24 protein-coding genes and 2 tRNA genes are annotated in these 25,066 nt (G+C 64.8%); 17 read left to right on the forward strand and 9 right to left on the reverse strand.

The features are described from left to right. Positions 1–4 precede the first annotated feature (4 nt). The gene (locus AC1DYS_RS12210) at positions 5–280 is read right to left on the reverse strand and encodes a hypothetical protein (RefSeq protein WP_477899323.1); all 276 of its coding nucleotides are present in this window, start codon (positions 278–280) and stop codon (positions 5–7) included. A 110-nt stretch (positions 281–390) separates the two neighbouring features. Here AC1DYS_RS12210 and AC1DYS_RS12215 point away from each other — a divergent pair, with 110 nt between their 5' ends. Continuing rightward, on the forward strand, positions 391–1,509 hold the full coding sequence (locus tag AC1DYS_RS12215) for an NAD(P)/FAD-dependent oxidoreductase (RefSeq protein ID WP_477899325.1): 1,119 nt from the start codon (positions 391–393) through the stop codon (positions 1,507–1,509). Positions 1,510–1,578: 69 nt separating this feature from the next. Here the strand turns inward: AC1DYS_RS12215 and AC1DYS_RS12220 are convergent, their stop codons facing one another. Next, the gene (locus tag AC1DYS_RS12220; protein ID WP_477899327.1) at positions 1,579–3,264 is read right to left on the reverse strand and encodes an electron transfer flavoprotein-ubiquinone oxidoreductase; all 1,686 of its coding nucleotides are present in this window, start codon (positions 3,262–3,264) and stop codon (positions 1,579–1,581) included. Between the two features lie 159 nt (positions 3,265–3,423). Between AC1DYS_RS12220 and AC1DYS_RS12225 the strand changes: the two genes are divergently transcribed. Together AC1DYS_RS12225 and AC1DYS_RS12230 are read left to right on the forward strand one after the other, a co-directional pair. Then, on the forward strand, positions 3,424–4,206 hold the full coding sequence (locus tag AC1DYS_RS12225; protein WP_047485783.1) for an SDR family oxidoreductase: 783 nt from the start codon (positions 3,424–3,426) through the stop codon (positions 4,204–4,206). Continuing rightward, the gene (locus tag AC1DYS_RS12230) at positions 4,206–4,868 is read left to right on the forward strand and encodes a YceH family protein (RefSeq protein ID WP_477899329.1); all 663 of its coding nucleotides are present in this window, start codon (positions 4,206–4,208) and stop codon (positions 4,866–4,868) included. The genes AC1DYS_RS12225 and AC1DYS_RS12230 overlap by 1 nt, the downstream gene beginning before the upstream one ends. A 27-nt stretch (positions 4,869–4,895) precedes the next feature. Here the strand turns inward: AC1DYS_RS12230 and AC1DYS_RS12235 are convergent, their stop codons facing one another. Further along, a complete protein-coding gene (locus AC1DYS_RS12235; protein WP_477899638.1) occupies positions 4,896–5,459 on the reverse strand; it encodes a helix-turn-helix transcriptional regulator in 564 nt (187 codons plus the stop codon). 147 nt (positions 5,460–5,606) lie between these two features. Between AC1DYS_RS12235 and AC1DYS_RS12240 the strand changes: the two genes are divergently transcribed. From AC1DYS_RS12240 to AC1DYS_RS12250, 3 genes are all read left to right on the forward strand, one after another. After that, complete coding sequence (locus tag AC1DYS_RS12240) at positions 5,607–6,314, forward strand: CoA transferase subunit A (RefSeq protein WP_477899331.1); 708 nt, start codon at positions 5,607–5,609, stop codon at positions 6,312–6,314. A 65-nt stretch (positions 6,315–6,379) separates the two neighbouring features. Beyond that, positions 6,380–7,018, forward strand: coding sequence for a 3-oxoacid CoA-transferase subunit B (locus AC1DYS_RS12245; protein ID WP_477899333.1), 639 nt, complete (start codon positions 6,380–6,382; stop codon positions 7,016–7,018). An 18-nt stretch (positions 7,019–7,036) separates the two neighbouring features. Beyond that, positions 7,037–7,987, forward strand: a complete 951-nt coding sequence (locus AC1DYS_RS12250) for a DMT family transporter (RefSeq protein ID WP_477899335.1) — start codon at positions 7,037–7,039, stop codon at positions 7,985–7,987. A gap of 3 nt (positions 7,988–7,990) precedes the next feature. Here the strand turns inward: AC1DYS_RS12250 and AC1DYS_RS12255 are convergent, their stop codons facing one another. Next, positions 7,991–9,028 (reverse strand): quinone-dependent dihydroorotate dehydrogenase, encoded by a 1,038-nt coding sequence (locus AC1DYS_RS12255; RefSeq protein WP_477899337.1) that lies wholly within the window; start codon positions 9,026–9,028, stop codon positions 7,991–7,993. Positions 9,029–9,089: 61 nt separating this feature from the next. On the opposite strand from AC1DYS_RS12255, the gene rpiA reads away from it, so the two are divergent. The 3 genes from rpiA to AC1DYS_RS12270 all read left to right on the forward strand — a co-directional run bounded on the left by rpiA (position 9,090) and on the right by AC1DYS_RS12270 (position 11,261). Next, entirely contained in the window at positions 9,090–9,749 is a 660-nt protein-coding gene (gene rpiA / locus AC1DYS_RS12260; RefSeq protein ID WP_477899339.1) for a ribose-5-phosphate isomerase RpiA, read from the forward strand. An 84-nt stretch (positions 9,750–9,833) separates the two neighbouring features. After that, positions 9,834–10,010, forward strand: a complete 177-nt coding sequence (locus AC1DYS_RS12265; RefSeq protein WP_197067990.1) for a hypothetical protein — start codon at positions 9,834–9,836, stop codon at positions 10,008–10,010. Between the two features lie 27 nt (positions 10,011–10,037). Next, positions 10,038–11,261 (forward strand): PGAP1-like alpha/beta domain-containing protein, encoded by a 1,224-nt coding sequence (locus AC1DYS_RS12270; protein ID WP_477899341.1) that lies wholly within the window; start codon positions 10,038–10,040, stop codon positions 11,259–11,261. Here the strand turns inward: AC1DYS_RS12270 and mnmC are convergent. The 4 genes from mnmC to earP all read right to left on the reverse strand — a co-directional run bounded on the left by mnmC (position 11,250) and on the right by earP (position 15,902). Further along, the gene (gene mnmC / locus AC1DYS_RS12275; protein ID WP_477899343.1) at positions 11,250–13,190 is read right to left on the reverse strand and encodes a bifunctional tRNA (5-methylaminomethyl-2-thiouridine)(34)-methyltransferase MnmC2/FAD-dependent 5-carboxymethylaminomethyl-2-thiouridine(34) oxidoreductase MnmC1; all 1,941 of its coding nucleotides are present in this window, start codon (positions 13,188–13,190) and stop codon (positions 11,250–11,252) included. The genes AC1DYS_RS12270 and mnmC overlap by 12 nt on opposite strands. After that, positions 13,187–14,131 (reverse strand): heme-dependent oxidative N-demethylase subunit alpha family protein, encoded by a 945-nt coding sequence (locus AC1DYS_RS12280; protein WP_477899345.1) that lies wholly within the window; start codon positions 14,129–14,131, stop codon positions 13,187–13,189. The genes mnmC and AC1DYS_RS12280 overlap by 4 nt, the downstream gene beginning before the upstream one ends. Positions 14,132–14,198: 67 nt before the next feature. After that, positions 14,199–14,753, reverse strand: a complete 555-nt coding sequence (efp, locus tag AC1DYS_RS12285; protein WP_047485769.1) for an elongation factor P — start codon at positions 14,751–14,753, stop codon at positions 14,199–14,201. A gap of 132 nt (positions 14,754–14,885) precedes the next feature. Further along, complete coding sequence (earP, locus tag AC1DYS_RS12290; protein ID WP_477899347.1) at positions 14,886–15,902, reverse strand: elongation factor P maturation arginine rhamnosyltransferase EarP; 1,017 nt, start codon at positions 15,900–15,902, stop codon at positions 14,886–14,888. 34 nt (positions 15,903–15,936) lie between these two features. On the opposite strand from earP, the gene uvrC reads away from it, so the two are divergent. The 8 genes from uvrC (at position 15,937) to AC1DYS_RS12330 (ending at position 22,708) form a co-directional block, all read left to right on the forward strand. Then, complete coding sequence (gene uvrC / locus AC1DYS_RS12295; protein ID WP_477899349.1) at positions 15,937–17,859, forward strand: excinuclease ABC subunit UvrC; 1,923 nt, start codon at positions 15,937–15,939, stop codon at positions 17,857–17,859. Next, complete coding sequence (locus tag AC1DYS_RS12300; protein ID WP_477899351.1) at positions 17,846–18,379, forward strand: hypothetical protein; 534 nt, start codon at positions 17,846–17,848, stop codon at positions 18,377–18,379. Before uvrC ends, AC1DYS_RS12300 begins: the two co-directional genes overlap by 14 nt. A 57-nt stretch (positions 18,380–18,436) precedes the next feature. After that, entirely contained in the window at positions 18,437–19,003 is a 567-nt protein-coding gene (gene pgsA / locus AC1DYS_RS12305) for a CDP-diacylglycerol--glycerol-3-phosphate 3-phosphatidyltransferase (protein WP_477899353.1), read from the forward strand. A 7-nt stretch (positions 19,004–19,010) separates the two neighbouring features. Continuing rightward, entirely contained in the window at positions 19,011–19,919 is a 909-nt protein-coding gene (locus tag AC1DYS_RS12310; RefSeq protein ID WP_477899355.1) for a DMT family transporter, read from the forward strand. Positions 19,920–20,143: 224 nt separating this feature from the next. Next, the gene (locus tag AC1DYS_RS12315) at positions 20,144–20,416 is read left to right on the forward strand and encodes an HU family DNA-binding protein (protein WP_047485758.1); all 273 of its coding nucleotides are present in this window, start codon (positions 20,144–20,146) and stop codon (positions 20,414–20,416) included. Between the two features lie 11 nt (positions 20,417–20,427). Further along, positions 20,428–20,503: transfer RNA gene (locus tag AC1DYS_RS12320), tRNA-Val, on the forward strand. A gap of 149 nt (positions 20,504–20,652) precedes the next feature. Continuing rightward, a complete protein-coding gene (locus tag AC1DYS_RS12325) occupies positions 20,653–22,581 on the forward strand; it encodes a SurA N-terminal domain-containing protein (RefSeq protein ID WP_477899357.1) in 1,929 nt (642 codons plus the stop codon). 51 nt (positions 22,582–22,632) lie between these two features. Beyond that, positions 22,633–22,708: transfer RNA gene (locus AC1DYS_RS12330), tRNA-His, on the forward strand. Positions 22,709–22,757: 49 nt separating this feature from the next. Here AC1DYS_RS12330 and AC1DYS_RS12335 read toward each other — a convergent pair. After that, a complete protein-coding gene (locus AC1DYS_RS12335) occupies positions 22,758–25,040 on the reverse strand; it encodes a sensor histidine kinase (RefSeq protein WP_477899359.1) in 2,283 nt (760 codons plus the stop codon). Positions 25,041–25,066 lie beyond the last annotated feature (26 nt).

Below are 25,066 nucleotides of genomic sequence, written 5' to 3' on the forward strand. Positions count from 1 at the left end.
GCGATCAGTGCAGCTTGTCGCGCGGCGGGCGCTTGAACGACTTGGGCTTGTAGACGTTGCCTTCCCAGGTGCCGTTCTCGCGTGCGCGGCGAATGGCTTCTTCGGCCACGCGCTCGGCCGTCTTGCGCGAGGCGCGCCAACGGTAGAGGTCGCGCACCCGGTTCCACAGACCGCGCGCCCAGGCGTCGAACTTCATCCGCCGGCGCACACCCACCAGCAGGCGGACCATGAACACCAGGCAGATGGCCAGGACGATGGCGGCTAAGACTTTCTCGATCATGGGTTGCGCTGAAAAGGGCCGCGCCGGCCCGTTCCCGACATGGTAGTCCTGCCGCGAAACCCACGGCGCCTGTCGCAGAATAGGACGAGCAATATGCACGGAGCCCGTTGATGGAACAGGTCGATGCGGTGGTGGTGGGTGCTGGCGTGGTCGGCCTGGCCATCGGCCGCGCGCTGGCCCAGCGAGGCCTCGAAACGCTGGTGCTCGAACGCGAGAACGCCATCGGCACGGGCATCAGCTCGCGCAACAGCGAGGTCATCCACGCCGGGCTGTATTACCCCGCTGGCTCGCTGAAGGCGCGCCTGTGCGTGCAGGGCCGCCGGCAGCTCTATGCCTTCTGCGAGTCGCACGGCGTGTCGCACCGCCGCTGCGGCAAGCTGATAGTCGCCACCGACGAAAGCCAGCTGGCTGGCCTCGATCAATTGATGGCCAAGGCGGCAATCAATGGCGTAGACGATCTGCAAAAGCTCAGCGCTGCGCAGGCGCTCGCGATGGAGCCGCAGCTGGCCTGCGTGAGTGCGATCCTGTCGCCATCCACCGGCATCATCGACAGCCATGGCCTGATGCTGGCGCTGCAAGGCGACCTGCAGCGTGCAGGTGGTGACGTGGCCCTGTCGTCACCCGTGTTGCGCATCGCGCGCGGAGCAGGGCAGCACCTGCTGCAGGTCGGTGGTGACGAGCCGATGGAGCTTGCCGCGCGCATCGTGGTCAACGCAGCCGGCCTGTGGGCGCCCCGCCTCGCGGCGGCAACCGAAGTCCTGGATGAAAGGTTCGTGCCGCAGGCGCATTTCAGCAAGGGCAACTACTACGCGCTGGTCGGCCGGGCACCGTTTTCACACCTGGTCTATCCCTTGCCGCGGGACGCCTGGCTCGGTGTGCACCTCACGCTCGACCTGGGTGGCCAAGCCCGCTTCGGGCCTGATGTGGAGTGGCTGCCCGACGACGTGACCGAGCCGCTGGACTACGTCGTCGACCCAGGGCGGGCGTCAGGGTTTTATGCCGATGTGCGGCGGTACTGGCCGGGGTTGCCGGACGGCTCTTTGCAACCGGCCTACAGCGGAATCCGGCCGAAGATTCATTCACGCTTTGAGCCGGCGCCTGACTTTTTGATTCAAGGGCCGGGGGAGCACGGTGTGGCTGAATTGGTGAATCTTTTTGGGATCGAGTCGCCGGGGTTGACGTCTTGTTTGGCGATTGGGGATGAGGTGGTGGGGCGCTTGTCGTTGTGATTGCCGCCTCGCGTTGACGCCTTTTCTGCCTACCAGCAGGCGCGCCGGTCAGCCCTAACAGATGACGAATTACATCCCCGAATAATTCGGCCCGCCGCCGCCCTCAGGCGTCACCCACACAATGTTCTGCGTCGGGTCCTTGATGTCGCAGGTCTTGCAGTGCACGCAGTTCTGCGCATTGATCTGCAGGCGATCGGTGTTGTCTTCGTTCTTCACGAACTCGTACACGCCTGCGGGGCAGTAACGCGCCTCGGGCCCGGCGTACTTGGCGAGGTTGATCGCCACGGGCACGCTGTTGTCCTTCAGCGTGAGGTGAGCTGGTTGGTGTTCTTCGTGGTTCGTGTTGCTGACGAACACGCTGCTCAGCCGGTCGAAGGTGATCTTGCCGTCGGGCTTGGGGTAGGTGATCTGCTCGCACTCGGCGGCAGGCTTGAGGTACAGGTGGTCGGGCTTGTCGCGGTGGATCGCCCACGGCGGTGCCTTGAAGCCCAGGCGGGGCAACAGCCAGTGTTCGATGCCGACCATCAGACCGCCGAAGAGGTTGCCGAACTTGAACCAGCTCTTGAAGTTGCGCGAACCCTCGAGCTCGGTGCGCAGCCAGCTCTTGTCGAAGGCGACCGGGTACTCAGCCAGTTCATCGTGCTGGCGGCCGGCCTGCAGGGCCGCGAAGGCGGCGTCTGCGCACAGCATGCCGCTCTTGATGGCCGCGTGGCTGCCTTTGATGCGCGCGCCGTTGAGGTAGCCGGCGTCGCAGCCGACGAGCGCCCCGCCGGGGAACACCGTCTTCGGCAGGCTCATGATGCCGCCGGTGGTGATGGCGCGTGCGCCGTAGCTGATGCGCTTGCCGCCTTCGAGGAAGGCCTTGATGCGCGGGTGCGTCTTCCAGCGCTGCATCTCTTCGAACGGGCTCAGGTACGGGTTGCTGTAGTTGAGGCCGGTCACGAGGCCGAGCGTCACCTTGTTGTCTTCGAGGTGGTACATGAAGCCGCCACCGTAGGTGTCGTTCTTCATGGGCCAGCCGGCGGTGTGGATCACGAGGCCGGCCTGGTGCTTCGCGGGGTCGATCTCCCACAGCTCCTTCACGCCCAGTGCAAAGGTCTGCGGGTCCTTGCCCTGGTCGAGTTTGTACTTGGCGATGAGCTGGCGGCCGAGGTGGCCGCGAGAGCCTTCGGCAAAGACGGTGTACTTGCCGTGCAGCTCCATGCCGAGCTGGAAGTTGCCCGTCGGCTGCCCATCCTTGCCGACACCGAGGTTGCCGGTGGCGATGCCCTTGACCGAGCCGTCGTCGTTGTAGAGCACCTCGGCAGCAGTGAAGCCGGGGAAGATTTCAACGCCCAGCGCCTCGGCTTGCTGGCCGAGCCAGCGGACGACGTTGCCCAGCCCGACGATGTAGTTGCCTTCGTTGTGGAAGTTGTTCGGGATCAGGAACTTCGGCGTGTCGAACGCACCACCTTGCGTCAGCCACAGCAGCTTGTCGTCGGTGACCGGCTGGTTCAGTGGTGCGCCGTCGGCTTTCCAGTTGGGCAGCAGTTCCGTTAATGCCTTCGGGTCCATCACCGCGCCACTCAGCGTGTGGGCGCCAGGTTCGGAGCCTTTCTCCAGCACGACGACAGAGACTTCCTTGCCTTGTGCGGCCGCGAGCTGCTTCAGCCGAATCGCCGTGGCCAGGCCTGCCGGGCCACCGCCGACCACCACCACGTCGTATTCCATGGCTTCGCGCGGACCGTACTGGGCAAGAATTTCGGCGGGGGTCATGCAGTCTCCTTCGATGAACATTTGCCGGGCATTCTAAGTGGCGCAGAGGCTTAAAAGAACGATCGTTCTTTTTCTCTGATCCGCTGATGAAGAAGCGGCGCGTTGCGCAAATGCGCGTGCTATCTTCATCGCAACATTCGAACCCTTGAGGAGAAGTACATGGCCTACACCATTGATCTGTCCGGCCGCGTGGCGCTCGTCACTGGCGCCTCCAGCGGACTGGGCACGCAGTTCGCCAAGACGCTGGCGGCTGCGGGTGCTGCCGTGGTGCTGGCCGGCCGGCGCGTCGAACGCCTGAAGACCTTGCGCGCAGAGATCGAAGCCTCGGGCGGCGACGCCCACGTGGTCACGCTGGACGTGACGGACCACGACAGCATCAAGGCCGCGGTGGCCCACGCCGAAACCGAGATGGGCACGATCGACATCCTGGTCAACAACTCGGGCGTGAGCACCACGCAGAAGCTCACCGACGTGTCGCCCGAAGACTACGACTACGTCATGGATACCAACACCAAGGGCGCCTTCTTCGTGGCGCAAGAGGTGGGCAAGCGCATGTTGGCGCGCGCCAAGGGCTCGGCCCCGGGCACCTTCACCGGTGGGCGCATCGTCAACATCGCATCGATGGCGGGGCTCAAGGTGTTGGGCCAGATCGGCGTGTACTGCATGAGCAAGGCGGCGGTCGTTCACATGACGCGCGCGATGGCGCTGGAGTGGGGCCGTTACGGCATCAACGTGAACGCGATCTGCCCTGGGTACATCGACACCGAGATCAACCACCACCACTGGCAGACCGATCAGGGCCAGAAGCTCATCAGCATGCTGCCGCGAAAGCGCGTCGGCCAGCCACAGGATCTGGACGCCGTGCTGATGATGTTGTGCTCGAACGAGAGCCACTTCGTGAATGGCGCGGTGATCCAGGCAGACGACGGGTTCGCCGTCTGATGCGTGAGCTGTCTCTGCTCGAAGCGCGTGTGCTGGGCGTTCTCATCGAGAAGGCCCACACCGTGCCCGACAGCTACCCGCTGTCGCTCAACTCGCTGGTCTCGGGCTGCAACCAGAAGACCACGCGCGACCCGGTGATGAACGCCACCGAGGCCGAGGTGCAGGTGGCGGCCGATGCGCTGAAGGCGCTGCACCTGGTGTTCGAGTCGAGCGGCTCACGTGTGACACGCTACGAGCACAACATGGGCCGCGCACTGGCGCTACCGTCGCAGTCGGTGGCCGTGTTGGCGGTGCTGATGCTGCGCGGGCCGCAGACCAGCTCGGAGCTGCGCGCCAACACCGATCGGCTGCACCGCTTCGCCGATGTGTCGTCGGTCGAGGCCTTTCTCGACGAACTGGCCGCGCGGTCTGAAGAGAAGGGCGGTCCCTTGGTGATGAAGCTGCCCCGTGCGCCAGGCGCACGCGAGGCGCGATGGACACACCTGCTGTGCGGAGCCGTCGACGTGTCGGCGATGCCCGTGGCTGCGCAGTCGGAAGACTTCGTCGCAGCCAGCGAGCTGGCGGCCATCAAATCGCAGCAGCTAACGATGCAGCGGGAGATTCAGGATTTGAAAGCGCTGGTCGACAAGCTATACGCCGAGCTGGGTGTCAGCCGGGATTGAGCGCTCGAAGCACGGCTGCCGGCGAGATCAAACGCTGAGCAGCTTGTGCACGAGATCCGGCGTGGTGGCCGCGCCGTACTTGCGCATGAGCCTCGCGCGATAGACGTCGACGGTGCGTGGGCTGATGCCCAGGCGCTTGCCGATCAGCTTGCTGGTAAGCCCATCAATGAGCAGCGCCACGATCTCGCGCTCGCGCGCCGTGAGTTCGGTCTTGAGCTGGCGATGCGAAGAAAGGTCCTCGAACGACCAGATGCCGGCGGCGTGCGGCTGCGTCGGGTCCAGCGCTCGGCCCGACACATGGCACCAGAACAACTCGCCGCTCTTCGGGCCGTCCACCCGTTTCATCACCCGCTCGTCGGCGTACCAGCCGTTCGCGTTGAGGCTAGCCGCGATGCGCTGGCCGGTGCGCTCGAACTCGGCGTGCGTGGGATAGAGCACCTCGAAGGACTGGCCCAGCAGCTGCTCTCGGGCGGCGCCGAACATGTCCAGCACATGCTGGTTGCAATCGAGCATCAACCGGTTGCGCGACAGCACCAGGCCCACCGGCGCGAGATCGAAGGCGGTGCGGTAGTCGTCGGCACTTAGGGGCATCGCGGCGGTGGAATGGGGCACGGATGAGGGCGTAAAGAGAGCGCAGGAAGCTGCGCGGGTATGTGTCTAGTCAATTCTACGTAACGACTACGTAATGCGTTACGTAGTACGCTCCGGCGCTGGAATTCCACCCTGCAGGAGATTGCAATGAACAAGGTGTACGCCAGTGCCGCCGAGGCGCTGAAGGGCATCGTCAATGACGGCCAGTTGCTGGCGGTCGGCGGCTTCGGCCTCTGCGGCATTCCCGAGGCGCTGATCGCCGCGCTGCGCGACAGCGGCGTGAAGAACCTCAGCGTCATCTCCAACAACGCTGGTGTCGACGGCTTCGGCCTGGGCCAGTTGCTGGAGACGCGGCAGATCAAGAAGATGATCTCCAGCTACGTGGGCGAGAACAAGGAGTTCGAGCGCCAGTACCTGGCCGGTGAACTCGAGCTCGAGTTCACGCCGCAAGGCACGCTGGCCGAAAAGCTGCGCGCTGGCGGCGCCGGCATCCCCGCCTTCTTCACCAAGACCGGTGTCGGCACGCTGGTGGCCGAAGGCAAGGAGACGCGCGAATTCGACGGCCAGCTGTACGTGATGGAACGCTCGCTCGTGCCCGACGTGAGCCTGATCAAGGCGCACAAGGCCGACAAGAGCGGCAACCTCATCTTTCGCCGCACGGCGCGCAACTTCAACCCCGCAGCGGCAATGGCCGGCCGCATCACGGTGGCCGAGGTCGAGCAGATCGTCGAGACGGGCAGCCTGGATCCGGACGAGATCCATCTGTCCGGCATCTACGTGCACCGCATCGTGCTGAACGCCACGCCCGAGAAGCGCATCGAGAAGCGCACCCTGACCGAAAAGGCTGGCGCGTAGCCGGACCCAATTTTGAAGGGTGTCGCGAGGCACCCGCTTATCCATCTCTCCGAAGGAGTCCCACCATGCCGTGGACACATGACCAAATGGCCGCCAAGGCCGCTGCCGAACTGAAAGACGGCTTCTACGTGAACCTTGGCATCGGCCTGCCGACGCTGGTGGCCAACCACGTGCCGAGCAACATCGAAGTCTGGCTGCACAGCGAGAACGGCATGCTGGGCATCGGCCCGTTCCCGACCGAAGACCAGGTCGACGCCGACATCATCAATGCCGGCAAGCAGACGGTGACAACGATCCCCGGCTCGTCGATCTTCGGCTCGCACGACAGCTTCGCGATGATTCGCGGCGGCAAGATCAACCTCGCCATCCTCGGCGCCATGCAAGTCAGCGAGAAGGGTGATCTCGCGAACTGGATGATCCCCGGCAAGATGATCAAGGGCATGGGCGGCGCCATGGATTTGGTGGCCGGCGTCGGCCGCGTGCTGGTGCTGATGGAGCACGTGGCCAAGAAGAAAGACGGCGGCATCGATTTGAAGCTGCTGCCTTCGTGCACGCTGCCGCTCACTGGCGTGGGCGTGGTCAACCGCATCATTACCGACCTCGCGGTGATGGACGTCACGCCACAAGGGCTGAAGGTCGTCGAGATCGCACCCGGCGTCACGCGCGAAGAGTTGCAGTCCAAGACAGGCGTGCCGCTGCACTGAGGCGCGGCGTTCAACACGTTGCGCCGCACCCCGGGGAACTCAGCATCGTCGACTGAGCGTGCCGGCCTCGGCATCGCGCTGGTGTTGCTGGCTGGCGCGGGCTTCTCGCTGCTCGACGGCACCGTGAAGTATCTCGGTGCCTTTCTGCCCCTGCTGCTGGTGGTGTGGACGCGCTACACCGTGCAGGCGCTGGTGATGGGCGTGTGGCTGGCGCTGCGGAGCGGACGAGCCGGCTTTCGCGTCGCGCATCCCAGCTTCCAGGTGTTGCGTGGCGCGCTGCTGCTGTCCACCAGTGTGCTGGCCTTCTTGGGCTTGCGTTCGATGCCGGTGGCGGAGTTCACCGCCATCGTGATGCTGGCGCCCGTCGTGGTGACCCTGCTGTCGCCACTGCTCTTGCACGAACGCGTTTCGCCGCTGCGCTGGGGGCTGGTGCTGCTGGCCTTCGGCGGCGGGTTGCTGGTGGTGCGGCCGGGCGCTGGCATCTTCGGCGCGGCCGCGGTGTACCCGATGCTGGTGGCGATTGCAGGCGCGCTGTTCCAGATCCTCACGCGGCGCATGGCCTCGCTCGAAGCGCCGTTGACGACGCATTTCTGTACGGGGTTGGTCGGTGCCGTGCTGCTGAGTCTGGCGCTGCCACTCTCGCCGGAGCCTTTGCTGCAGGTGATGGCCGATGCGCCAGCCTGGCAATGGGGCCTGATGCTGCTGGCCGGCCTGTTCGGCACCTTCGGGCACCTGGCCTTCATCCACGCGGTGGGTGTCGCGCCGATGGCGGTGCTGATGCCCTTCACCTATGTGCAGATCGCCTATGCGGCTTTGCTGGGCGCGATCGCGTTCTCGCATCTGCCGGACCACCTCGCGCTGGTCGGCATGGCGGTGATTGCCGTGAGCGGCGCCTTGTCGGTCTGGCTGAATGTACGCAGCGGGCCTCGCACGCCGGTGGTCGCGATGGACACGACGATCGGCGACTAGATTTCAGCGCTTCGCGAGTCCCCGGGCGATCTCGGTCACGAGGTCCGGGCCCTTGTAGATGAAGCCGGTGTAGACCTGCACAACGTCCGCACCAGCGGCGACCTTGGCCTGTGCATCCGCAGCGCTCATCACACCTCCCACGCCGATGATCGGAAAGCCCGCACCCAATGCCGCGCGCAACTGGCCGATGACGCGGTTGCTGGCAGCGAGGACCGGCGAACCCGAGAGGCCCCCCATTTCCTCGCCATGCGGCAGGTGCTTCACGGCGTCGCGCGCGATGGTGGTGTTGGTGCCGATCACGCCGTCGATGCCGTTCTTGCGGAGGGTGGCAGCGATCACCTGCACCTGCGCGTCATCGAGGTCAGGCGCGATCTTCACGAACACCGGTACTCGGCGGCCGTGCCGTTGCTCGAGCTGCAGCTTGCGCTCTTGCACGGCGGAGAGCAGGGCATCGAGCGCCTGGTCGCTTTGCAGCTCGCGCAAGTTCTTGGTGTTGGGCGACGAGATGTTGACCGTCACGTAGTCGGCATGCGGGTACACGCCGTCGAGGCAGGTCAGGTAGTCGTCAACAGCACGCTCGATCGGCGTCGCGGCGTTCTTGCCGATGTTCAGGCCGAGGATGCCGCCGCGCTTGCGAAAGTTGCTGCGCTTGACGTTCGCGATGAAGGTGTCGAGCCCCTCGTTGTTGAACCCAAGGCGGTTGATCAGCGCGTGGGCCTCGGGCAGGCGGAACATGCGCGGCTTGGGGTTGCCGGGCTGGGCCTTCGGGGTGACCGTGCCCACTTCGACGAAGCCGAAACCCATGGCGCCGAAGCCGTCGATGCAGCGGCCGTTCTTGTCCAGGCCCGCAGCCAAACCGACGCGATTTGGAAACTTCAGGCCTGCCAGCGTGACGAGATCATCGATACGCGTTTGCGACACCGCGCAGACCAGCGGCGTGTGCTGGATGCGTGCGAGCGCGCCGAGGGTGAGTTCATGCGCTTGTTCCGGGTCGAGCCCGAAGAGGAAAGGGCGGGTCAGGGCGTAGGGGACGAGGGGCATCGGGAACACTCTTGGATAATCCGCGCATTCTCTCAAACGCATTTCAGCAGGCGGGCCACTCATGACGCAAGACGAACTCAAAGCTTTGGTGGGCCAGGCGGCCCTGGCCTACGTGGTGCCCGGCAGCGTGGTGGGGGTCGGCACCGGCTCCACCGTCAACTGCTTCATCGATGCGCTTGCGGGCATCAAGGGAACGATTGCCGGCGCGGTGTCGAGCAGCGAGAAGAGCACCGAACTCCTGCGTGCGCATGGCATCGCAGTGCTCGATAGCAACACCGTGGCCAGCATCCCGGTCTACATCGACGGCGCCGACGAGATCGATCACGGCGGCAACATGATCAAGGGTGGTGGGGCCGCGTTGACGCGCGAGAAGATCGTGGCCGATACCGCCGAGCGTTTCATTTGCATCGCCGATGAATCCAAGCTCGTGGAGACGCTGGGCACATTCCCGCTGCCAGTGGAGGTGATTCCGATGGCGGCTGCGCAAGTGGCGCGGCGCCTGCGCGGTCTTGGTGGCGACGCACAACTGCGTGCGGGCGTCGTGACCGACAACGGCTGCCACATTCTCGACGTGCGCGGCTTGTCGATCACCGACCCCGCCGCCATGGAGCGCGAGATCAACCAGTGGCCGGGTGTCGTGACGGTCGGCATCTTTGCTCGCAACAAGGCGAGCGTGTGTCTGCTTGGTACGTCGCTGGGCGTCAAGACGCTCACTTTCTGAACCGCAGCGGCCAGCGGGGGCTGAAAAGCGCGTACCCTCGGGCCTGTTGCATCGCGTTCCAGCAACCCACAGGAAGGACGGCTTATGGCCAAACCAAATTACTCGTTTGAAAAGCGCCAGCGCGAGCTGGCCAAGAAGAAGAAGAAAGAAGAGAAGCTGAAGGAAAAGGCGGATCGCAAGGTCAGCGGTGAACCCGCAGCTGGAGACGACGAGCCGCAGCCGGCCGAAGACGCATCGGCCAATCCGCCGAGCGAGAGCTGATCCGCAGCCGGCGCGGCGCTTGCCACCATGGCCAGTCGCCGCAAACCCGGCCCACCTGCATCGCCGACAGCGCCTCTGGCGCCTGCCACCTACGCGCCAGTCCTCAACGCAGGCATCCAGGCCACCACGGCGCGTGTGCAGGAAATGCACAACGCCATATCCGGCAAGACCTTCGACGCCTTGCTCATGCTGCCCGGCTTGTCGGTACCCACCCGGCTGGTGCAAGGCGCGCATGACGCCATCACAACCGGGGTGTACGCGGCAGTGCGCCATGGCGCCAACGCCTTGCTCGCGCTGGCGGGTGATGCCGAGCGCCTGTTGGTCGACCCGACGCGCGAACTCGAAGGCCGCGAGCTTGCATTCCGCAGTGCGCTGAACGCGGCGGCCGGTGATGCGCTGGCGCAGGCCGGCAGCCCCTTGGCTGTGCAGATGGGCTTGCATGCCGATGGCAAGACGGTGGCGCTCACGCGTGAGGCATTGGCAGGCCTGCGCGAGCGTGTCTGCGTTTTCGTGCACGGCCTGGCTTGCGACGAGCAGAGCTGGTGGCTGTTCCCGGATGCGTGGCGCGGCTCGCAGTGGGACGGCATTGGCAGCAGCTACGGTGTGCTGTTGGGCGCCGAGCTTGGCTTCAGCTCGCTCTACCTTCGCTACAACACCGGCGTGGCGATCGACGACAACGCGCGCCAACTGGCTGAGCACTTGGCCCGACTGACGACGCTTGCGCCGCAGGTGCGCGAGATCGTGCTGATGGGCCACAGCATGGGCGGCCTGGTCGCGCGCCGTGCCTGCGAGCGGCCTGCCGAGCATGACGCGGGTTGGCGCCAGCGGGTCCATACCCTGATCTGCCTCGGCTCGCCGCATCAGGGTGCACCGCTCGAGAAACTTGGCCACTTCGTGGCTTCGGCGCTGAGCCTGTCCAACGTGACGCAACCGTTGGGCACGATTGCCAACGCGCGCAGCCAGGGCATCAAGGACTTGCGCCAGGGCCTGCGCGGCAAGAAGCGCCGGCCCGACGGCCTGGCGCTGCGCCTGGTAGCCGGCAGCTTGGCCGACGAATCGGACGCGATGATGGGGCCGATGGTCGGCTCGGTTCTCGGCGATGGTCTGGTGACCACCCGCAGTGCGTCCGACGCCAGCCTCACAGGCGATGTGCAGCGCGTCGAACTGGCCGGCCTCGGGCACATGGCCCTGCTCAACCACCCTCGCGTGTATGCGCTGATCCGCGAATGGCTTGGGGCGTCACCCCTTTGACGCATCGCGCCGAACTGCGCGGCTGATGAAGCGTGCTGGGTCGACGGCGTCGAGCAGGCTCGATTCCAGTGGTGATGGGGCACCCGTGATCAGAGACGCCAGCGTGCGTGCACCGAGCGCAGACCAGGTGATGCCGCGCGAGCCCAGGGCAGTGAACACATAAAGCCCGGGCATGCGGGGCACGAAGCGTGGTTGATCGAGCGGGCGGCCAATCTTCTCGCTGCTTGTGTCGGGCACGCCACCGATCAGCGGCAACCTGTCTTGTGCGACCCAGCGCCAGCCGGTGCGGCCTTGCATCGACGATGGTGGGACGTCGATCGCGTGGCCCACCAGGCGGGCCAGCTGAGCCAGGTTGTGGGCGTGGTCTTCACTGCGGACTGCTGGCTCCATGTCGCCAGGTTGTGATGTCGCGCCGAAGAGCGCCAGGCCATTCAGCTCGGGCAGCAGGTAGCCAGCACCGGCAACCGGCACGCTTGGCAACGCCAGCGCTGGAGCGTGCCGGCGCTCGAACATGCTGACCTGGCCACGAACGGCTTCCATCGACCAGTGCGGCTGGTCGAGCAGGCGCAGCGCATCACCGGCGTTGGCGAGCACCACGGTCTCGGCTTCGTCGATGACCTCGCCCTGTGCGTCGAGCAACTGCCACACATCGCCGACGCTTCGGAGTTGCGCCGCTTGAACTCCGCCGCGAAAAGTCGCGAGCGGTGCCGCTTGTTCCATCCAGGCGCTTGCCAAGCTCTGTGGCTGCACCCACCCGCCGCCTGGATAGAACCAGGCTGATTGCTGAAGTGGGATGCCGCTCAGGGCGCTGGCTTCTGTCGGCGAAATAGCGCGCACATAGTCATCCGGCAGGCCCAGTTGTTCGAGCACGGCCTTCATGACGGACACCTCGGCGTCGTCGAGCCGCAGCAAGCCCTGGACAGCGCCCGCCACGCCGCGCTTGTTCACGGCTTCGAGGACCGTGGCTTCCGCATGCAGCGCGGCCGCGCGGTTGAAGCGTGCGTGCGTGCCGTCTTGCGCATTGACGATGCCGTGGAACAGGCCCGCGAGGTTGCCCGAGGTTTCCTGCGCGGGCGAGGCGTGCCGGTCGAGCACCGTGCTGCTCCAGCCTTGCTCGGCCAGGGCCCATGCGGTGGCGCACCCCGCCAGACCGGCACCGACGATCAACGCGCGCTGGCGCTTTGGTGGAGCGGCAACGCGCGACGGTGCAGCACGCGGCGCGAACGCCGGTGCATAACGAGCCAGCGTGATGTCGCGCTTGCCGCCGCGACCGGGCGCCTTGCGCACGTCGAAGCCCGCGGCGCGCAAGCCGTCGCGCACGGCAGTGGCGGCGGTCCAGGTGGCCAGGGTGGCCTCGGGTGCGGCGAGGCGCGCGAAGGCTTTGAACAGCCGCGGCTGCCACATCAGCGGGTTGCGTGCGGGCGCGAATCCATCGAGGTAAAAGGCGTCTACACGTGCCACCAGCTCGGGCAGCCAGGTGTTCACGTCCCCCAGTGCGAGCAGCAGTTGAACCTGGCCGCCCTCGAAGTTCAACGAGTGCAGGTTGTGCGTGAGAGGGGGCCAGGCGTCGAGAAGCTGCTTGGCCAGGTCAGGGGCCGGGGATTGCGCGTGGGCTCGGCGCAGGTCGTCGACTGTGAGCGGGTGCTGCTCGATGGAGATGAAGACGAGGCGCTTGCTGCGAGATGGATCGGCTCGCCAGGCCTGCCAGGTGGCGAGGAAGTTGTTGCCCAGGCCGAAGCCGGTTTCGAGCACGACGAAGCGGTCGCGGTGCCGCCAGCGCTCCGGCAATCCGTTGCCGACGAGGAAGACGTGGTGGGCCTGCGTGAACGCACCGGCCAGCGGGTGATAGATGTCCTGGTAGGTGGCCGAGTAGGGCAGGCCATCGTCGTTGAAGCTCAGCGAGGCGGCGACGACAGGTTGGGTCTTCATGCCTCGGCTTGCGTGGCCAGCCAAACCAGCAGTCGATCACGCGCGTCAGTGAGGCCGCGGTAGGCCAGCACCGCGGGGCTCATGCTGGCGAGGGCGTCATGCACTTGCTTCGCGTGTGCGGCATCGGGCAGCGCTTGGGTGAGCGGTTGCAGATCCACACGGATGGTGAAGACCGCCTGCTTGAGCTTCGGCAGGGGGATGAAGGTCTGGTGCTCGGTGCGGAAGAAGGCTTGCTGCGCCAGCTGCTCCGCGCTGATGTCTGCCGGCCATGGGGCAGGGTCTTGCCGTTCGGGATGGGCATGCAGGCGAGGGTGGCGCGTGATGGTCCACACGAAGCGCTCCCAGCGATCGTGGCCGGTGACCAGCCGGGCGAGATGATCGGCCGCGGTGATCAGCAACTGGTTGTCGGCCACCGGCGCGTGCACCTGCGCGAAATGGCGGCCGATCTTCTCTTCGGGCGCCCAGCCCGAGGGCAGGCACACGGCCATCCACGGGATGTGCGCTGTGGTGCCGTCGATGATGGCGAAGTCTTCGACGAAGGCGAGGCTCAGCAGCGCGGGCAAGCGCCACTCGGGCGGCAGGGCGCGCAGCGTGGTGCCGACTTCGGGCAAGGCGTCACCGTGAGGCAGCGGTTCGCTTTCCGTGCCTTGCAAGGACCAGCCGAGTTGATGGGCGTGGACATCCGTCGGTCCTTCGGACGACCATGCGTGGGGATGCTCGTTTGCGGCCTGGGCGCTGACTGCCTGCAATGCCGGGCGTGCATCGAATCCAGGGCTCGCAAGCAGCGCCTGAGGTGCATACGCGCTGAGCACCGCCAGCTTCTCGCGCAGTGCCCGATCACCCGGCTGATTGGGTGTCAGCTGCGGCGCGCCCGCTGCGATGCGGCGCAAGCCCGGCTGCATGCGGAAGGGGGCGGTGATGCTGGCGAAGTCGAAACTCATGCCGCGATGATGACCGCAAAAGAGAAGGGCCCGCAACGCGGGCCCGCCTTCCGTCGCGCCGAAAGCCTTACACGCGCTTGCGGTACTCGTGCGTGCGGGTGTCGATTTCGATCTTGTCGCCGGTTTCGACGAACAGCGGCACGGCCACTTCGAAGCCCGTGGCCAGCTTGGCCGGCTTGAGCACCTTGCCCGAGGTGTCGCCCTTGACGGCCGGCTCTGTGTAGGTGACTTCGCGCACCAGGCTCGTCGGCAGTTCGACCGAGATGGCCTTGCCGTCGTAGAACACCACTTCGACGGGCATCGCGTCTTCGAGGTACTGGATGGCGTCGCCCATGTTCTCGGCTTCCACCTCGAACTGGTTGTACTCGGCGTCCATGAAGGCGTACATCGGGTCGGCGAAGTAGGAGTAGGTGCACTCCTTCTTGTCGAGAATGATCTGGTCCATCTTGTCGTCGGCCTTGAAGACGACTTCTGTGCCCGAATTGCCGACCAGGCTCTTCAGCTTCATGCGCACGGTGGCCGAGTTGCGGCCGCCGCGGCTGTATTCGGTGCGCAGGACAACCATCGGGTCCTTGCCGTGCATGATCACATTGCCGGCGCGAATTTCTTGAGCGATCTTCATAGCGATTTCCGTGTGCGGTGCCCGCAGGTGCGATGTGCTTGTGCAATACGCGCTGGCGGGCAAGTTGGTGACGCGTGGAGCGCGTGCCGGAAATGCATTTGAGATGCACCAGAACGCGCAAAGCCCGCAATTTTAGCGTGATTCGGCTGCGAAACCCAGCAGCTGCGTGACCAGGTCGGGTTGACGCATCAACTCTTCGCGCCAAGCCAGGCACTGGCTTTCCCAAGGCCCGAGCAGGGGCAATCGGTCAGGAAAGGCAGCCAGACCGTTCCAGCTGGCCCAGAGCTCGCGCAAACCCTCGACCGGCGGAAATCGATCGAGAAAGGCCGTCAGCTTGCCGGCGTGGGCGTCGTCATGTTGCGGGTAGATCTGCCAGACGAAGGGCTTGCCGGCCCACTGCGCGCGCACGAAGGAGTCTTCACCTCGAACGAAGTTGAGGTCGCAGCTCCAGAGCAGGCGGTCGTAGTGGTGCTGGCTGACATGGGGCAAGCGCTGCGTGCGCACGCCCAGCGGGAGCCGGGACGGCTCGGCCACGCCGGGTGTCAGCAGCACCACGGTCGGCGTATCGGCCAAGGCTTGCAGCAGCGCGGCCTGAGCGGGGTTGTCGTAGCTGAACAGGCTGACCAGACGCTCGCCCGGCTGGCGCTGGATGGCGTGCTGCGCCAGCCAGGCGTCGCGGTCGAACGACTGCTGTGCTCGCTCCAGCCCGGGCTCGCGGATCAGGCCTCCTGTGGCCGGCGTGAAGCCGGGATAGAAGAACCATTTGGTCAACCCTCGGCCCGGCCCGCTGAGCTGCGGCGAGGGCAGGCGGTGGCTGCGCTCCACGTATGCCTCGGCGCTGAGGTACTCGAGGTTGATCCACAGCGGTGCCCTTGCCGCACCGGCCATGCGCTGCACGAAAGCGGCCGGCAGCTCGCAGCCGAAGGCTTCGATCACCACATCACCCGGTTCGACCCTCGACATCGAATCGGACCAATCGTGCACCGCAACACCCGGTCGGCCGGCTGGCGCCATCCAAGCCAATGCCGACGGGTCGTCAACCCACAGCCGCACCCGTTCGCCGCGCGAGGCGAGGTCGGCGGCGAGGCGCCAGCACACGCCGATGTCGCCGAAGTTGTCGATCACGCGACAGAACAAGTCCCACTGCATGCGTGGATTATCGAGGCGGCACAATTCGCGTCCGATGAGCGAAACACTCCCTGACCAAGAGCCCGATGACGAGGCGCCGGACGCTGCGCGCGAGCAGCTGTTGAACGACGTGGCCGCGCTGCCGGCCTTGCCGGGCGTGTACCGCTATTTCGACGCTCAAGGCGCGGTGCTCTACGTGGGCAAGGCGCGCGACTTGAAAAAGCGCGTCTCGAGCTACTTCCAGAAGAACCACGGCGGCACGCGCATCGGCCACATGATCACGAAGATCGTGCGGCTGGAGACGACCGTCGTGCGCTCGGAAGCTGAAGCGCTGCTGCTCGAAAACAACCTCATCAAGACGCTCAACCCGCGATACAACATCCTGTTTCGCGACGACAAGAGCTACCCGTATCTGAAGATCGTGTCGCACACCTTCCCGCGCATGGCGTACTACCGTGGGTCGGTGGATCGCAAGCACCGGTACTTCGGGCCGTACCCCACGGCCTGGGCGGTGAAGGAGTCGATCCAGATGCTGCAGAAGGTGTTCAAGCTGCGCACCTGCGAAGACACGGTCTTCAACAACCGCACGCGGCCGTGCCTGCTGTACCAGATCAAGCGCTGCTCGGGCCCGTGCGTGCAGTACATCGGCCCCGAAGACTACGCACGAGACGTTGCCAATGCCGAGCGCTTCCTGCTCGGCGAGCAGCAGGAGGTGATGGACACGCTGCAGTCGCAAATGATGGCGCACGCCGAAGCGTTGCAGTTCGAGCAGGCGGCCGAGATCCGCAACCAGCTCGGCGCACTGTCGAAGGTGCTGCATCAGCAGTCGGTGGAAGACAACACCGGTGTCACGACCAAGGACGCCGACATCTTGGCGGTGAAGGTGCAAGGCGGCCGGGCCTGCGTGAACCTGGCGATGGTGCGCGGCGGCCGGCACCTGGGCGACCGCCCGTACTTCCCCGCGCATGTGGACGACGCCACAGCGGTCAACGACGCTGAAGGCGAAGAGCGCGACTCGCCCGAGGTGCAGGTGCTCGAGGCCTTCATCGCGCAGCACTATCTGGAAAGCCCCGTGCCGCCGCTGCTGGTGCTGAGCCACGCGGTGAGCAAGTCGCTGATCGAAGCGCTCTCGGTGCACAGCGGCATCAAGGTGACGGCGCAACACCAGCCGCGCGAGCCGCGCCGGGCCTGGCTGGACATGTGCATCCAAGGGGCCGACATCAAGCTCACGCGATTGCTGTCAGAAGAAGGTTCACAGCAGGCGCGCACGCGCGCTTTGGTGGATGCGCTGGACATGGCAGTCGAAAATCTCGACACCTTTCGCATCGAGTGTTTCGACATCAGCCACACCGCGGGCGAGTCGACTCAGGCATCGTGCGTGGTGTTCGAAGGCCACAAGATGCAAAGTTCGCAGTACCGCCGCTACAACATCGAAGGCATCACTGGCGGCGACGACTACGCCGCCATGCGCCAGGTGCTGACGCGCCGCTACAGCAAGCTCGCTGCGGCTGCTCAAACCGGCGAAGCGCGCCTGCCCGACCTCGTGCTGGTGGATGGCGGCAAAGGCCAGGTCAGCATGGCGCGCGAGGTGTTCGAAGAGCTGGGCCTGGACCTCGGGCTGATCGCCGGTGTCGAGAAAGGCGAGGGCCGCAAGGTGGGCCTCGAAGAGCTGGTCTTTGCCGATGGTCGTGAGAAGGTCTATCTCGGCCACGACTCGGCCGCGTTGATGCTGGTGGCCCAGATCCGTGACGAGGCACACCGCTTTGCCATCACCGGAATGCGCGCCAAGCGTGCGAGTGTGCGCACCGGAGGCAGCCTGCTCGAGGACATACCGGGCATCGGCCCGAAGAAACGTGCGAAACTTTTGCAGCGCTTCGGGGGGGCTCGCGGCGTGGGCCACGCGAGTGTCGAAGATCTCGCCAGCGTGGATGGGATATCCAAGGAACTGGCAGAGGAAATCTATCGTGCACTGCATTGACTTGAACTCGATGAAGCGTGGCGTCCATGCTCGCTGGGCCGCCGTCGGCGGCGTGGCATTGGCACTTGGGCTGGCCGGTTGCGGCAGCAAGCCGCCCGTAGAGGCGCCACCCCCACCACCGGCGGCAGTAGCACCTATTGCTGCAGTGCCGAGCGCGGGCGGCTCCGTGAAGCTGTCGCCGCCTCTGCCCTCGAAGAACTGGAACGAGTTCAAGCTGCAAGCGGCCAAGCGCATGGTGGCGGCAAACCCGAATGGCTCATACACCGGCAAGCCTCAGCAGATGCTGCTGGCCATCCCGGTGATTGAGGTCGAACTCAACGTCGATGGCAGCATCAAGAACATCGACATCATGCGGCGCCCGAGCCAGGCACCCGAGACCACGCAAATGGCGATCGACGCCATCCGGCGCGCCGCGCCGTTCGGCGATGTCTCCAAGCTGCCCAAGCCCTGGAAGTTTGCCGAAGCTTTCCTGTTCAACGACGACAAGCGCTTCAAGCCACGCACGCTCGACGCACAGTAACCGGGCACTGCGCGACCTCATCCGCGCGGGTGCCGAGAACTTCGGCACAATGCCCGCATGTTTTTCAATCTGCCAACCCTGCTCACTTGGGCACGCATCGTCGCGATCCCGCTGATCGTTGGCATCTTCTCCCTCGAGATCAGCGAGGCGAACAAGAACCTCGTGGCCACGGTGCTGTTCATCGTGGTGGCCCTGACCGATTGGGCCGATGGTTACCTGGCGCGCAAGCTGAATCAGACATCGTCGTTCGGCGCCTTCCTCGACCCTGTGGCCGACAAGTTCCTCGTCTGCGCCGCCTTGCTCGTTCTCGTTCATCTGAACCGTGTGGATGCCTTGGTGGCGCTCGTGATCATCGGGCGCGAGATCGCGATCTCGGCCTTGCGTGAATGGATGGCACAGATCGGCGCGTCGCGCAGCGTGGCCGTTCACATGCTGGGCAAGGTTAAGACGGTGGTGCAGATGGTGGCCATTCCGTTTCTGCTGTTCCACGGTTCGCTCTTCGGGCTGATCGACACCCACGTGTGGGGCACGGTGCTCATCTACTGCGCTGCCGTGCTGACCATCTGGTCGATGGTGTATTACCTGCAGAAGGCACTGCCCGAGATCCGAGCCAAGGCCCGATGAATTTGCCATGACTGCGGCTCAGCGCACTGCGCTGCTGCGCGCCATGCCGGCGGTGTTCGTGTTCATCTGGAGCAAAGGGTTCATCGTCGCGCGCTACGGCATGCCGCACGCGCCACCGTTCACCTTTCTGTCGTTGCGTTATGCGCTGTCGGTGCTGTGCTTCGGCATCTGGATCACCATCGCACGGGCCGAGTGGCCGCAAGGTCGAACGCAGTGGATGCATTTGTGCGTCAGCGGTGTGCTCATGCATGCGGGGTACCTCGGAGGCGTGTGGGCCGCAGTAAAGACTGGCATGGGCGCCGGCACCGTCGCCTTGCTCGTCGGCCTGCAGCCGGTGCTCACGGCCTTGTGGTTGAGTGCCAGCGCGAAAACAGATGCATCACGCGCATCGCGCAGGCAGTGGCTGGGTCTGTTGCTCGGCCTTGCCGGGCTCGTGCTCGTGGTGTGGCCCAAGCTCGGCGCGGGCGAGTTGTCCGCCTGGAATCTGTCACTCGCGGCGCTTGCGCTGCTGTCGATCACCATCGGCACGCTGTATCAAAAGCGCTTCGTTGCGCCTTGCGATGTGCGCACTGCGAACACAGTGCAACTGCTCGCAGCATTCGCCGTCAGCCTTCCCGTGGCCTTGCTGGAGCGTGAGCACATCGTGCTGCACCCGCACTTCATTGGTGCCCTGGTGTGGTCGGTCGTGGGTCTCACGCTCGGGGGCAGTTCGCTGCTCTACCTGTTGATTCAGCGCGGTGCAGCAACGCAGGTCACGAGCCTGCTTTACCTCGTGCCACCAAGCACTGCGTTGATGGCATGGTTGCTTTTCAACGAGTCGTTGACCGCGCCGATGTTGGCGGGGATGGCGTTGACTGCCGTGGGTGTGTCGCTGGTAGTGCGCCGCGAGGGAAAGCCCGAACCATCGGTCACGTGATACTCAGGTAGGCGTGGCACCGAGGCTTGTCAAGCGTGGAAGCACGTGGCGTAGCCCGGCGATGATGCAGTTGATTACGCATAGAATCCGCTTCCGCGCTTGACACTGGGTGTGCGTGCGGCTGTAATGATTCGAGCCGTGATGCCACCTGTTCGTGAACAACGGCGCGGCCCAGATCACCATCCCAGATTCTTCAGAGACACCTTTTTTGAGGGGGTACCTTCGTGAACAAATCCGAATTGATTGAACACATCGCCAAGCAGGCTGACATTTCCAAAGCGGCTGCCACGCGCGCATTGGAAGCCCTGATCGGCGGTGTGAAATCAACACTCAAGAAGAACAACAGCGTATCGCTGGTGGGCTTCGGTACCTTCAGCGTCAGCAAGCGTGCGGCACGTGCCGGCCGCAATCCGCGAACCGGTGCCACCATCAAGATCAAGGCCGCCAAGGTCCCCAAGTTCCGTCCGGGCAAGGCCCTCAAGGATGCAGTTAACTGATTGATGCTCTCGGGTGCTTAGCTCAGTTGGTAGAGCGGCGCCCTTACAAGGCGTAGGTCGGGGGTTCGAGCCCCTCAGCACCCACCAACGAGACACCACGCAAGCCCCCAGCAGGCTCGCTTCCATCAGCTAAAATCTTCACCGTCCACCCCTCGAAGGCGAACCTTGGTTCGCCTTTGTCGCATCTGGAGGCAGCCTTGCTTCCATGCTTTGAGACCCACTGATCGAGGTCATCGATGTTTGAATTTGTCCGCACCCACACGCGCATCTTGCAGTTCATTCTGCTGATCCTGATTGTTCCTTCGTTCGTGGTCTTCGGGATTCAGGGCTACAGCCGTCTCTCTGATGGAGCGAACGCAACCGTCGCCACCGTGGCTGGCCAGAAGATCACGCAGAGCGAGCTCGACGCAGCTCACCGCAGGCAGATCGACATGCTGCGCAACCAGATGCCCAACGTCGATGTGAAGATGTTCGACACGCCGCAGATGAAGCGCAACACCCTCGACTCGCTCGTGCGAGAAAAGGTCTTGCTCGTGGCGGCAGACAAGGCCGGCTACGAGACGACCGACGAGCGTCTCTTGCGCGAGTACATGACCAATCGCCAGTTCGACCAGTTCCGCAAACCTGACGGTGGCCTGAATGTCGCGGCACTCGAGGGCGCTCTGGCTGCGCAGGGCCTCAGCAAGCAGGGTTTCGACCGCTTGAAGCGCGAAGAGCTGGCTATGCGCCAAGTGCAGGCCGGCATCGCCGGTACCGTGTTCGCGCCGGCGACCGCCGCGTCGGGTGCCATCGATGCGATGTTCCAGCAGCGTGAGGTGCAGGTGCAGCGCTTCGACACCAAGGACTATCTGAGCAAGGTAAACCCGAGTCAGGCCGAGATCGAGGCCTATTACAAGGACCCAGCTCACGCCGCCGAATTCCAGACCAAAGAAAAGGCCGACATCGAGTACGTGGTGCTCGACCTCGAAGCCATCAAAAAGGGCATCAAGGTGCCCGAAGAGGAATTGAAGAAGTACTACACCGAGAACGAGAAGAGCTTCACCGTGCCCGAAGAGCGGCGTGCAAGCCACATCCTCATCAAGGCCGAGAAGGACACTGCTGACGAGCGCGCGAAGGCCAAGGCAAAGGCCGAGGCTCTTCAAGCCGAACTCGCCAAGAACCCGGCGGCGTTTGCCGATATTGCACGCAAGAATTCGCAAGACCCCGGCTCAGCCGAGAAGGGCGGCGACACCGATCTGTTCATCGGCCGCGGTGACACCGACAAGGCGTACGAAGACGCGCTGTTCGCTCTGAAGAAGCCGGGTGACCTGAGCCCGGTGACGGAAACCAAGGAGGGTTTCTACATCCTGCAACTGAAGGCTGCTCGTGGTGGCGACAAGCGCAGTTTCGAGAGCGTGCGTGCCGAGATCGAACAAGAGCGCAAGAAGCAACTCGCGCAGGCTGAGTTCTCCAAAGACGCAACTGATTTCACCAACCTCGTTTATGAGCAAGCCGACAGCCTGAAGCCGGCAGCCGACCGGCTCAAGCTGGAGGTGCGCACGGCCAAGGGCGTGACCCGCACTCCGGCTGCCGATGCGGCGGGTCCGCTGGCGTCGCCCAAGTTGCTGGAGGCCTTGTTTAGTGCTGACGCGCTGCGCAACAAGCGCAACACCGAAGCCGTCGAGACATCGGCCAGCACGCTGGTGTCGGCGCGCATCACTCAGTACAGCCCAGCTGCCACGCCGCCGCTGGCAGAAGTCAGCGCCAAGGTGCGCGAGAAGGTCGTCGCCATTCAGGCGGCGGCATTGGCGCGCAAGGAAGGCGAAGCTCGGTTGGCCGCATTGCGCCAGACGCCGACCACCGACCTCGGCAGCCCACCCATGACCGTTTCGCGCGCGCAGGCCAAAGACCTGCCGCGGCCAGTGGTCGACGCCGTGCTCAAGGCACCCGCCAATCCCTTACCTGCCGTCACTGGCGTTGACCTGGGCAACGATGGCTACGCCGTGGCCCGTGTCCTCAAGATTCTGGGGCGCGACCCGATTGCAGCGGACGCGACGCAGGCGTCGGCTCAGTACGCGCAAAGCTGGGCGGCGGCCGAGGCGCAGGCCTACTATGCTGCGTTGAAGTCGAGATTCAAGGTCGAGGTGACCGCGCCCGCTGCGACCGAGATTGCCGTGAACAAGTGATTGCCGAGCGGGAGCATGGCGGCTTCATCCGCTATACTCCTCGGCTCAGTGGTGGCTGTAGCTCAGTTGGTAGAGTCCAGGATTGTGATTCCTGTTGTCGTGGGTTCGAGCCCCATCAGCCACCCCAAAAGTCAGCCAAGGCCTCCGAGTGATCGGAGGCCTTTTGTCTTGGGGCGTCAGCCTTTCTCGGACAACTGGCGGATGCAGACGCGGCAGCAGATGCCTCCGCTGACGACTTCGCGCCACTCGACTTCACCGCTCAACTGCTTGACGCGCTTGCGCACGCCGCCCAGGCCGAGGCCGTGCGCCCAGGCTTGTGGGTTGCGGCCGACGCCGTTGTCGGTGACGCTCAGGTCCACCCGGTCGCTTTCAAGCACGAACTCGATGTCGACGCGGCGCGCCTGCGAATGCTGGATGACGTTGTTCACGAGTTCCCGCATCACACGGGTCAATGCCGACCACTGGACGACGGTGAGCGAGATGTCGATGTCGGCGCTGAAGCTCCAGCCTAGAGAAATGTGTGCGGCGGTGAGGCGTTGGGTGAGGTCGGCCTTCCACTCTGCCGAGGCATGCGAGAGCGGGTGGTTGGGCGCCGCCAGGCCGCGCGTCAAGGTCTTCAAGTCTTGAAGCGTGTGGCGAACATAGTTCTCCATCTCGGGCGACTGGGCCTTGTACATCAAGGTCAGCAGGCGCGCGCCGATGTCGTCGTGCAAGTCCTGCGCGAGGCGCAAGCGCTCTTCGCTTCGGCCTTGCTCGACAGCCTTATCAAAGGCCACAGCACGAAGCAGCTGTTCCACCACGCGGTCCGCGAGGCGTGCGTCTTCTGACGTGAACAAGCGCCGTCCATGGTGCGCAAAGCGGATGACGATGGAGCTCGCGTCCGTGCTGTCACTGCCAGTCAACTCCGGCACTGGAATCGACAAGGCAGAGCCACCGCCTGTGACATGCGTGTGGGTGCTTCGCCTGTCGATGACCACGGCCTCGAGGGGCTCGAACAAGTCGCGCACGAGTTGCGTCAGCAGGGCCGGAGTGCGTTCGGGATGAACCTCGACTTCACGTGCAATGCGGTAGAGCTTCTCGAACATGCGCTCGGTGGTGAGCACGTTCTCATTGCGCAGACGGTTCAGCAGCCACTGGCGTACGCCGGAGTACAAACCCAGTGAGAGGAACAGCGCCAAGGTGAGAGAGGCGAACTGTCCGAGAGAGAAGGCGGCGACAAACAGCAGGTCAAGAATGGTTGCGATGGTGCTGACGGCGGCCAGCAGCGAGAACTCGCGCATCACCTGCTGCGACTTGGTCAGGAAAGGCAGCAACAGCAACAACGACGCAAGAAAGACGTACCAGATCGTCGGCCCGACGGCGGCGATTTGTTGCTGCACCATCGGCACGCCGTTGGTCGCAGTCAGTGCAACGGTGAGCAGCAGCCAGGTGCTGACAGCCAGCACAGCAAATCGTCGCATCACGATGGCAAATGGGTGCGGCTCGATGCGGTGCGACCAGGTGAGCAAGCCAATGGTCAGCAGGCACATGGCCGCGACACTGAATTGCAACCACCACCAGGCGCCAGGCAGCTGGCCATTGCTCAGCAGCACGATCAACCCGGCGACGGCAGCCCACCCTAGCCAGGCCATGCTGGCGGCGCCGGGAATGCGCCGCGGGTGCAGCGCAGAGGCATGCACCACAGCCGCGGCCGTGAGCAGGTCGAAGCTCATGCGCACCGGCATGTTCCAGCCCGGCAGCGGCAAGGGCAGGGCCAGTTCCATCGTGGACTCGATGGCAATGAAAGCCAGGTTGCCCGACTGGCAAAGCGCCGAGAGCACATAGAGCAGATTGCGTGCGGTCGGCCGCGCGAGCAGCACCACCATGGCCACAAGGTACAGCACGAGGGCCAAGCCCGACAGCAGCCAGAACATCGCCCCGAGCGAACCGAGCCCGCGCGGTGCGAGCTGCTGCTCGACCATCTCTCCTTCGGCGAAAACGAGCTTCGCCTTGCTGTGCGAGAGCGCACCCGACAGCTGCTCGTGCATCGTGCGATGGCGTTCGCGCTCGATGTCGCTCGGCAGCCAGCGAGAAGAGCGCCGCAGCGTCAGTGCGTCCACCACGGCAACGTTGCTGTCACCACCAATTACGCCGACCAGGGTGTGACCCACCTGCGCCTTCAGCGAAGGGGCGGTAGAGGACGCGAGTTCGAGTTGGCCTTGCGCTCCGACCTTCCAGCTGGCGTCGAGATGAGGTGCCTCGGCCAACCAGCGCGCCAGCAGCAGCACCGCCACGCAGCCGAGCAGGGCGGCCACGACGAGCAACCGCAAGCGCCAGCCCATCCAGCGAGACAAGGGCTCGCTGCCATCGAAGCTGCCGTCGATCAGGCCGGAGTCGAGCGCGCTTGTGTCAGCGCCTGCGCTGAAGCCGGCGGGCTCATGGGGATTCGCTGGAGCCGCACCACGCAAACGCATGTCCATGGTGGCGTACGCGGCGGTGCCGGGTC

It is taken from the genome of Rhizobacter sp. P2_G4 (genome assembly GCF_056403575.1).

What these genes read in the sequence shown, in the direction of transcription:
- AC1DYS_RS12210 (WP_477899323.1), bottom strand. Translation starts at nt 280, where the DNA reads ATGATCGAGAAAGTCTTAGCCGCCATCGTCCTGGCCATCTGCCTGGTG.
- AC1DYS_RS12215 (WP_477899325.1), top strand. Translation starts at nt 391, where the DNA reads ATGGAACAGGTCGATGCGGTGGTGGTGGGTGCTGGCGTGGTCGGCCTG.
- AC1DYS_RS12220 (WP_477899327.1), bottom strand. Translation starts at nt 3,264, where the DNA reads ATGACCCCCGCCGAAATTCTTGCCCAGTACGGTCCGCGCGAAGCCATG.
- AC1DYS_RS12225 (WP_047485783.1), top strand. Translation starts at nt 3,424, where the DNA reads ATGGCCTACACCATTGATCTGTCCGGCCGCGTGGCGCTCGTCACTGGC.
- AC1DYS_RS12230 (WP_477899329.1), top strand. Translation starts at nt 4,206, where the DNA reads ATGCGTGAGCTGTCTCTGCTCGAAGCGCGTGTGCTGGGCGTTCTCATC.
- AC1DYS_RS12235 (WP_477899638.1), bottom strand. Translation starts at nt 5,459, where the DNA reads ATGCCCCTAAGTGCCGACGACTACCGCACCGCCTTCGATCTCGCGCCG.
- AC1DYS_RS12240 (WP_477899331.1), top strand. Translation starts at nt 5,607, where the DNA reads ATGAACAAGGTGTACGCCAGTGCCGCCGAGGCGCTGAAGGGCATCGTC.
- AC1DYS_RS12245 (WP_477899333.1), top strand. Translation starts at nt 6,380, where the DNA reads ATGCCGTGGACACATGACCAAATGGCCGCCAAGGCCGCTGCCGAACTG.
- AC1DYS_RS12255 (WP_477899337.1), bottom strand. Translation starts at nt 9,028, where the DNA reads ATGCCCCTCGTCCCCTACGCCCTGACCCGCCCTTTCCTCTTCGGGCTC.
- rpiA (WP_477899339.1), top strand. Translation starts at nt 9,090, where the DNA reads ATGACGCAAGACGAACTCAAAGCTTTGGTGGGCCAGGCGGCCCTGGCC.
- AC1DYS_RS12265 (WP_197067990.1), top strand. Translation starts at nt 9,834, where the DNA reads ATGGCCAAACCAAATTACTCGTTTGAAAAGCGCCAGCGCGAGCTGGCC.
- AC1DYS_RS12270 (WP_477899341.1), top strand. Translation starts at nt 10,038, where the DNA reads ATGGCCAGTCGCCGCAAACCCGGCCCACCTGCATCGCCGACAGCGCCT.
- mnmC (WP_477899343.1), bottom strand. Translation starts at nt 13,190, where the DNA reads ATGAAGACCCAACCTGTCGTCGCCGCCTCGCTGAGCTTCAACGACGAT.
- AC1DYS_RS12280 (WP_477899345.1), bottom strand. Translation starts at nt 14,131, where the DNA reads ATGAGTTTCGACTTCGCCAGCATCACCGCCCCCTTCCGCATGCAGCCG.
- efp (WP_047485769.1), bottom strand. Translation starts at nt 14,753, where the DNA reads ATGAAGATCGCTCAAGAAATTCGCGCCGGCAATGTGATCATGCACGGC.
- earP (WP_477899347.1), bottom strand. Translation starts at nt 15,902, where the DNA reads ATGCAGTGGGACTTGTTCTGTCGCGTGATCGACAACTTCGGCGACATC.
- uvrC (WP_477899349.1), top strand. Translation starts at nt 15,937, where the DNA reads ATGAGCGAAACACTCCCTGACCAAGAGCCCGATGACGAGGCGCCGGAC.
- pgsA (WP_477899353.1), top strand. Translation starts at nt 18,437, where the DNA reads ATGTTTTTCAATCTGCCAACCCTGCTCACTTGGGCACGCATCGTCGCG.
- AC1DYS_RS12310 (WP_477899355.1), top strand. Translation starts at nt 19,011, where the DNA reads ATGACTGCGGCTCAGCGCACTGCGCTGCTGCGCGCCATGCCGGCGGTG.
- AC1DYS_RS12325 (WP_477899357.1), top strand. Translation starts at nt 20,653, where the DNA reads ATGTTTGAATTTGTCCGCACCCACACGCGCATCTTGCAGTTCATTCTG.
- AC1DYS_RS12335 (WP_477899359.1), bottom strand. Translation starts at nt 25,040, where the DNA reads ATGGACATGCGTTTGCGTGGTGCGGCTCCAGCGAATCCCCATGAGCCC.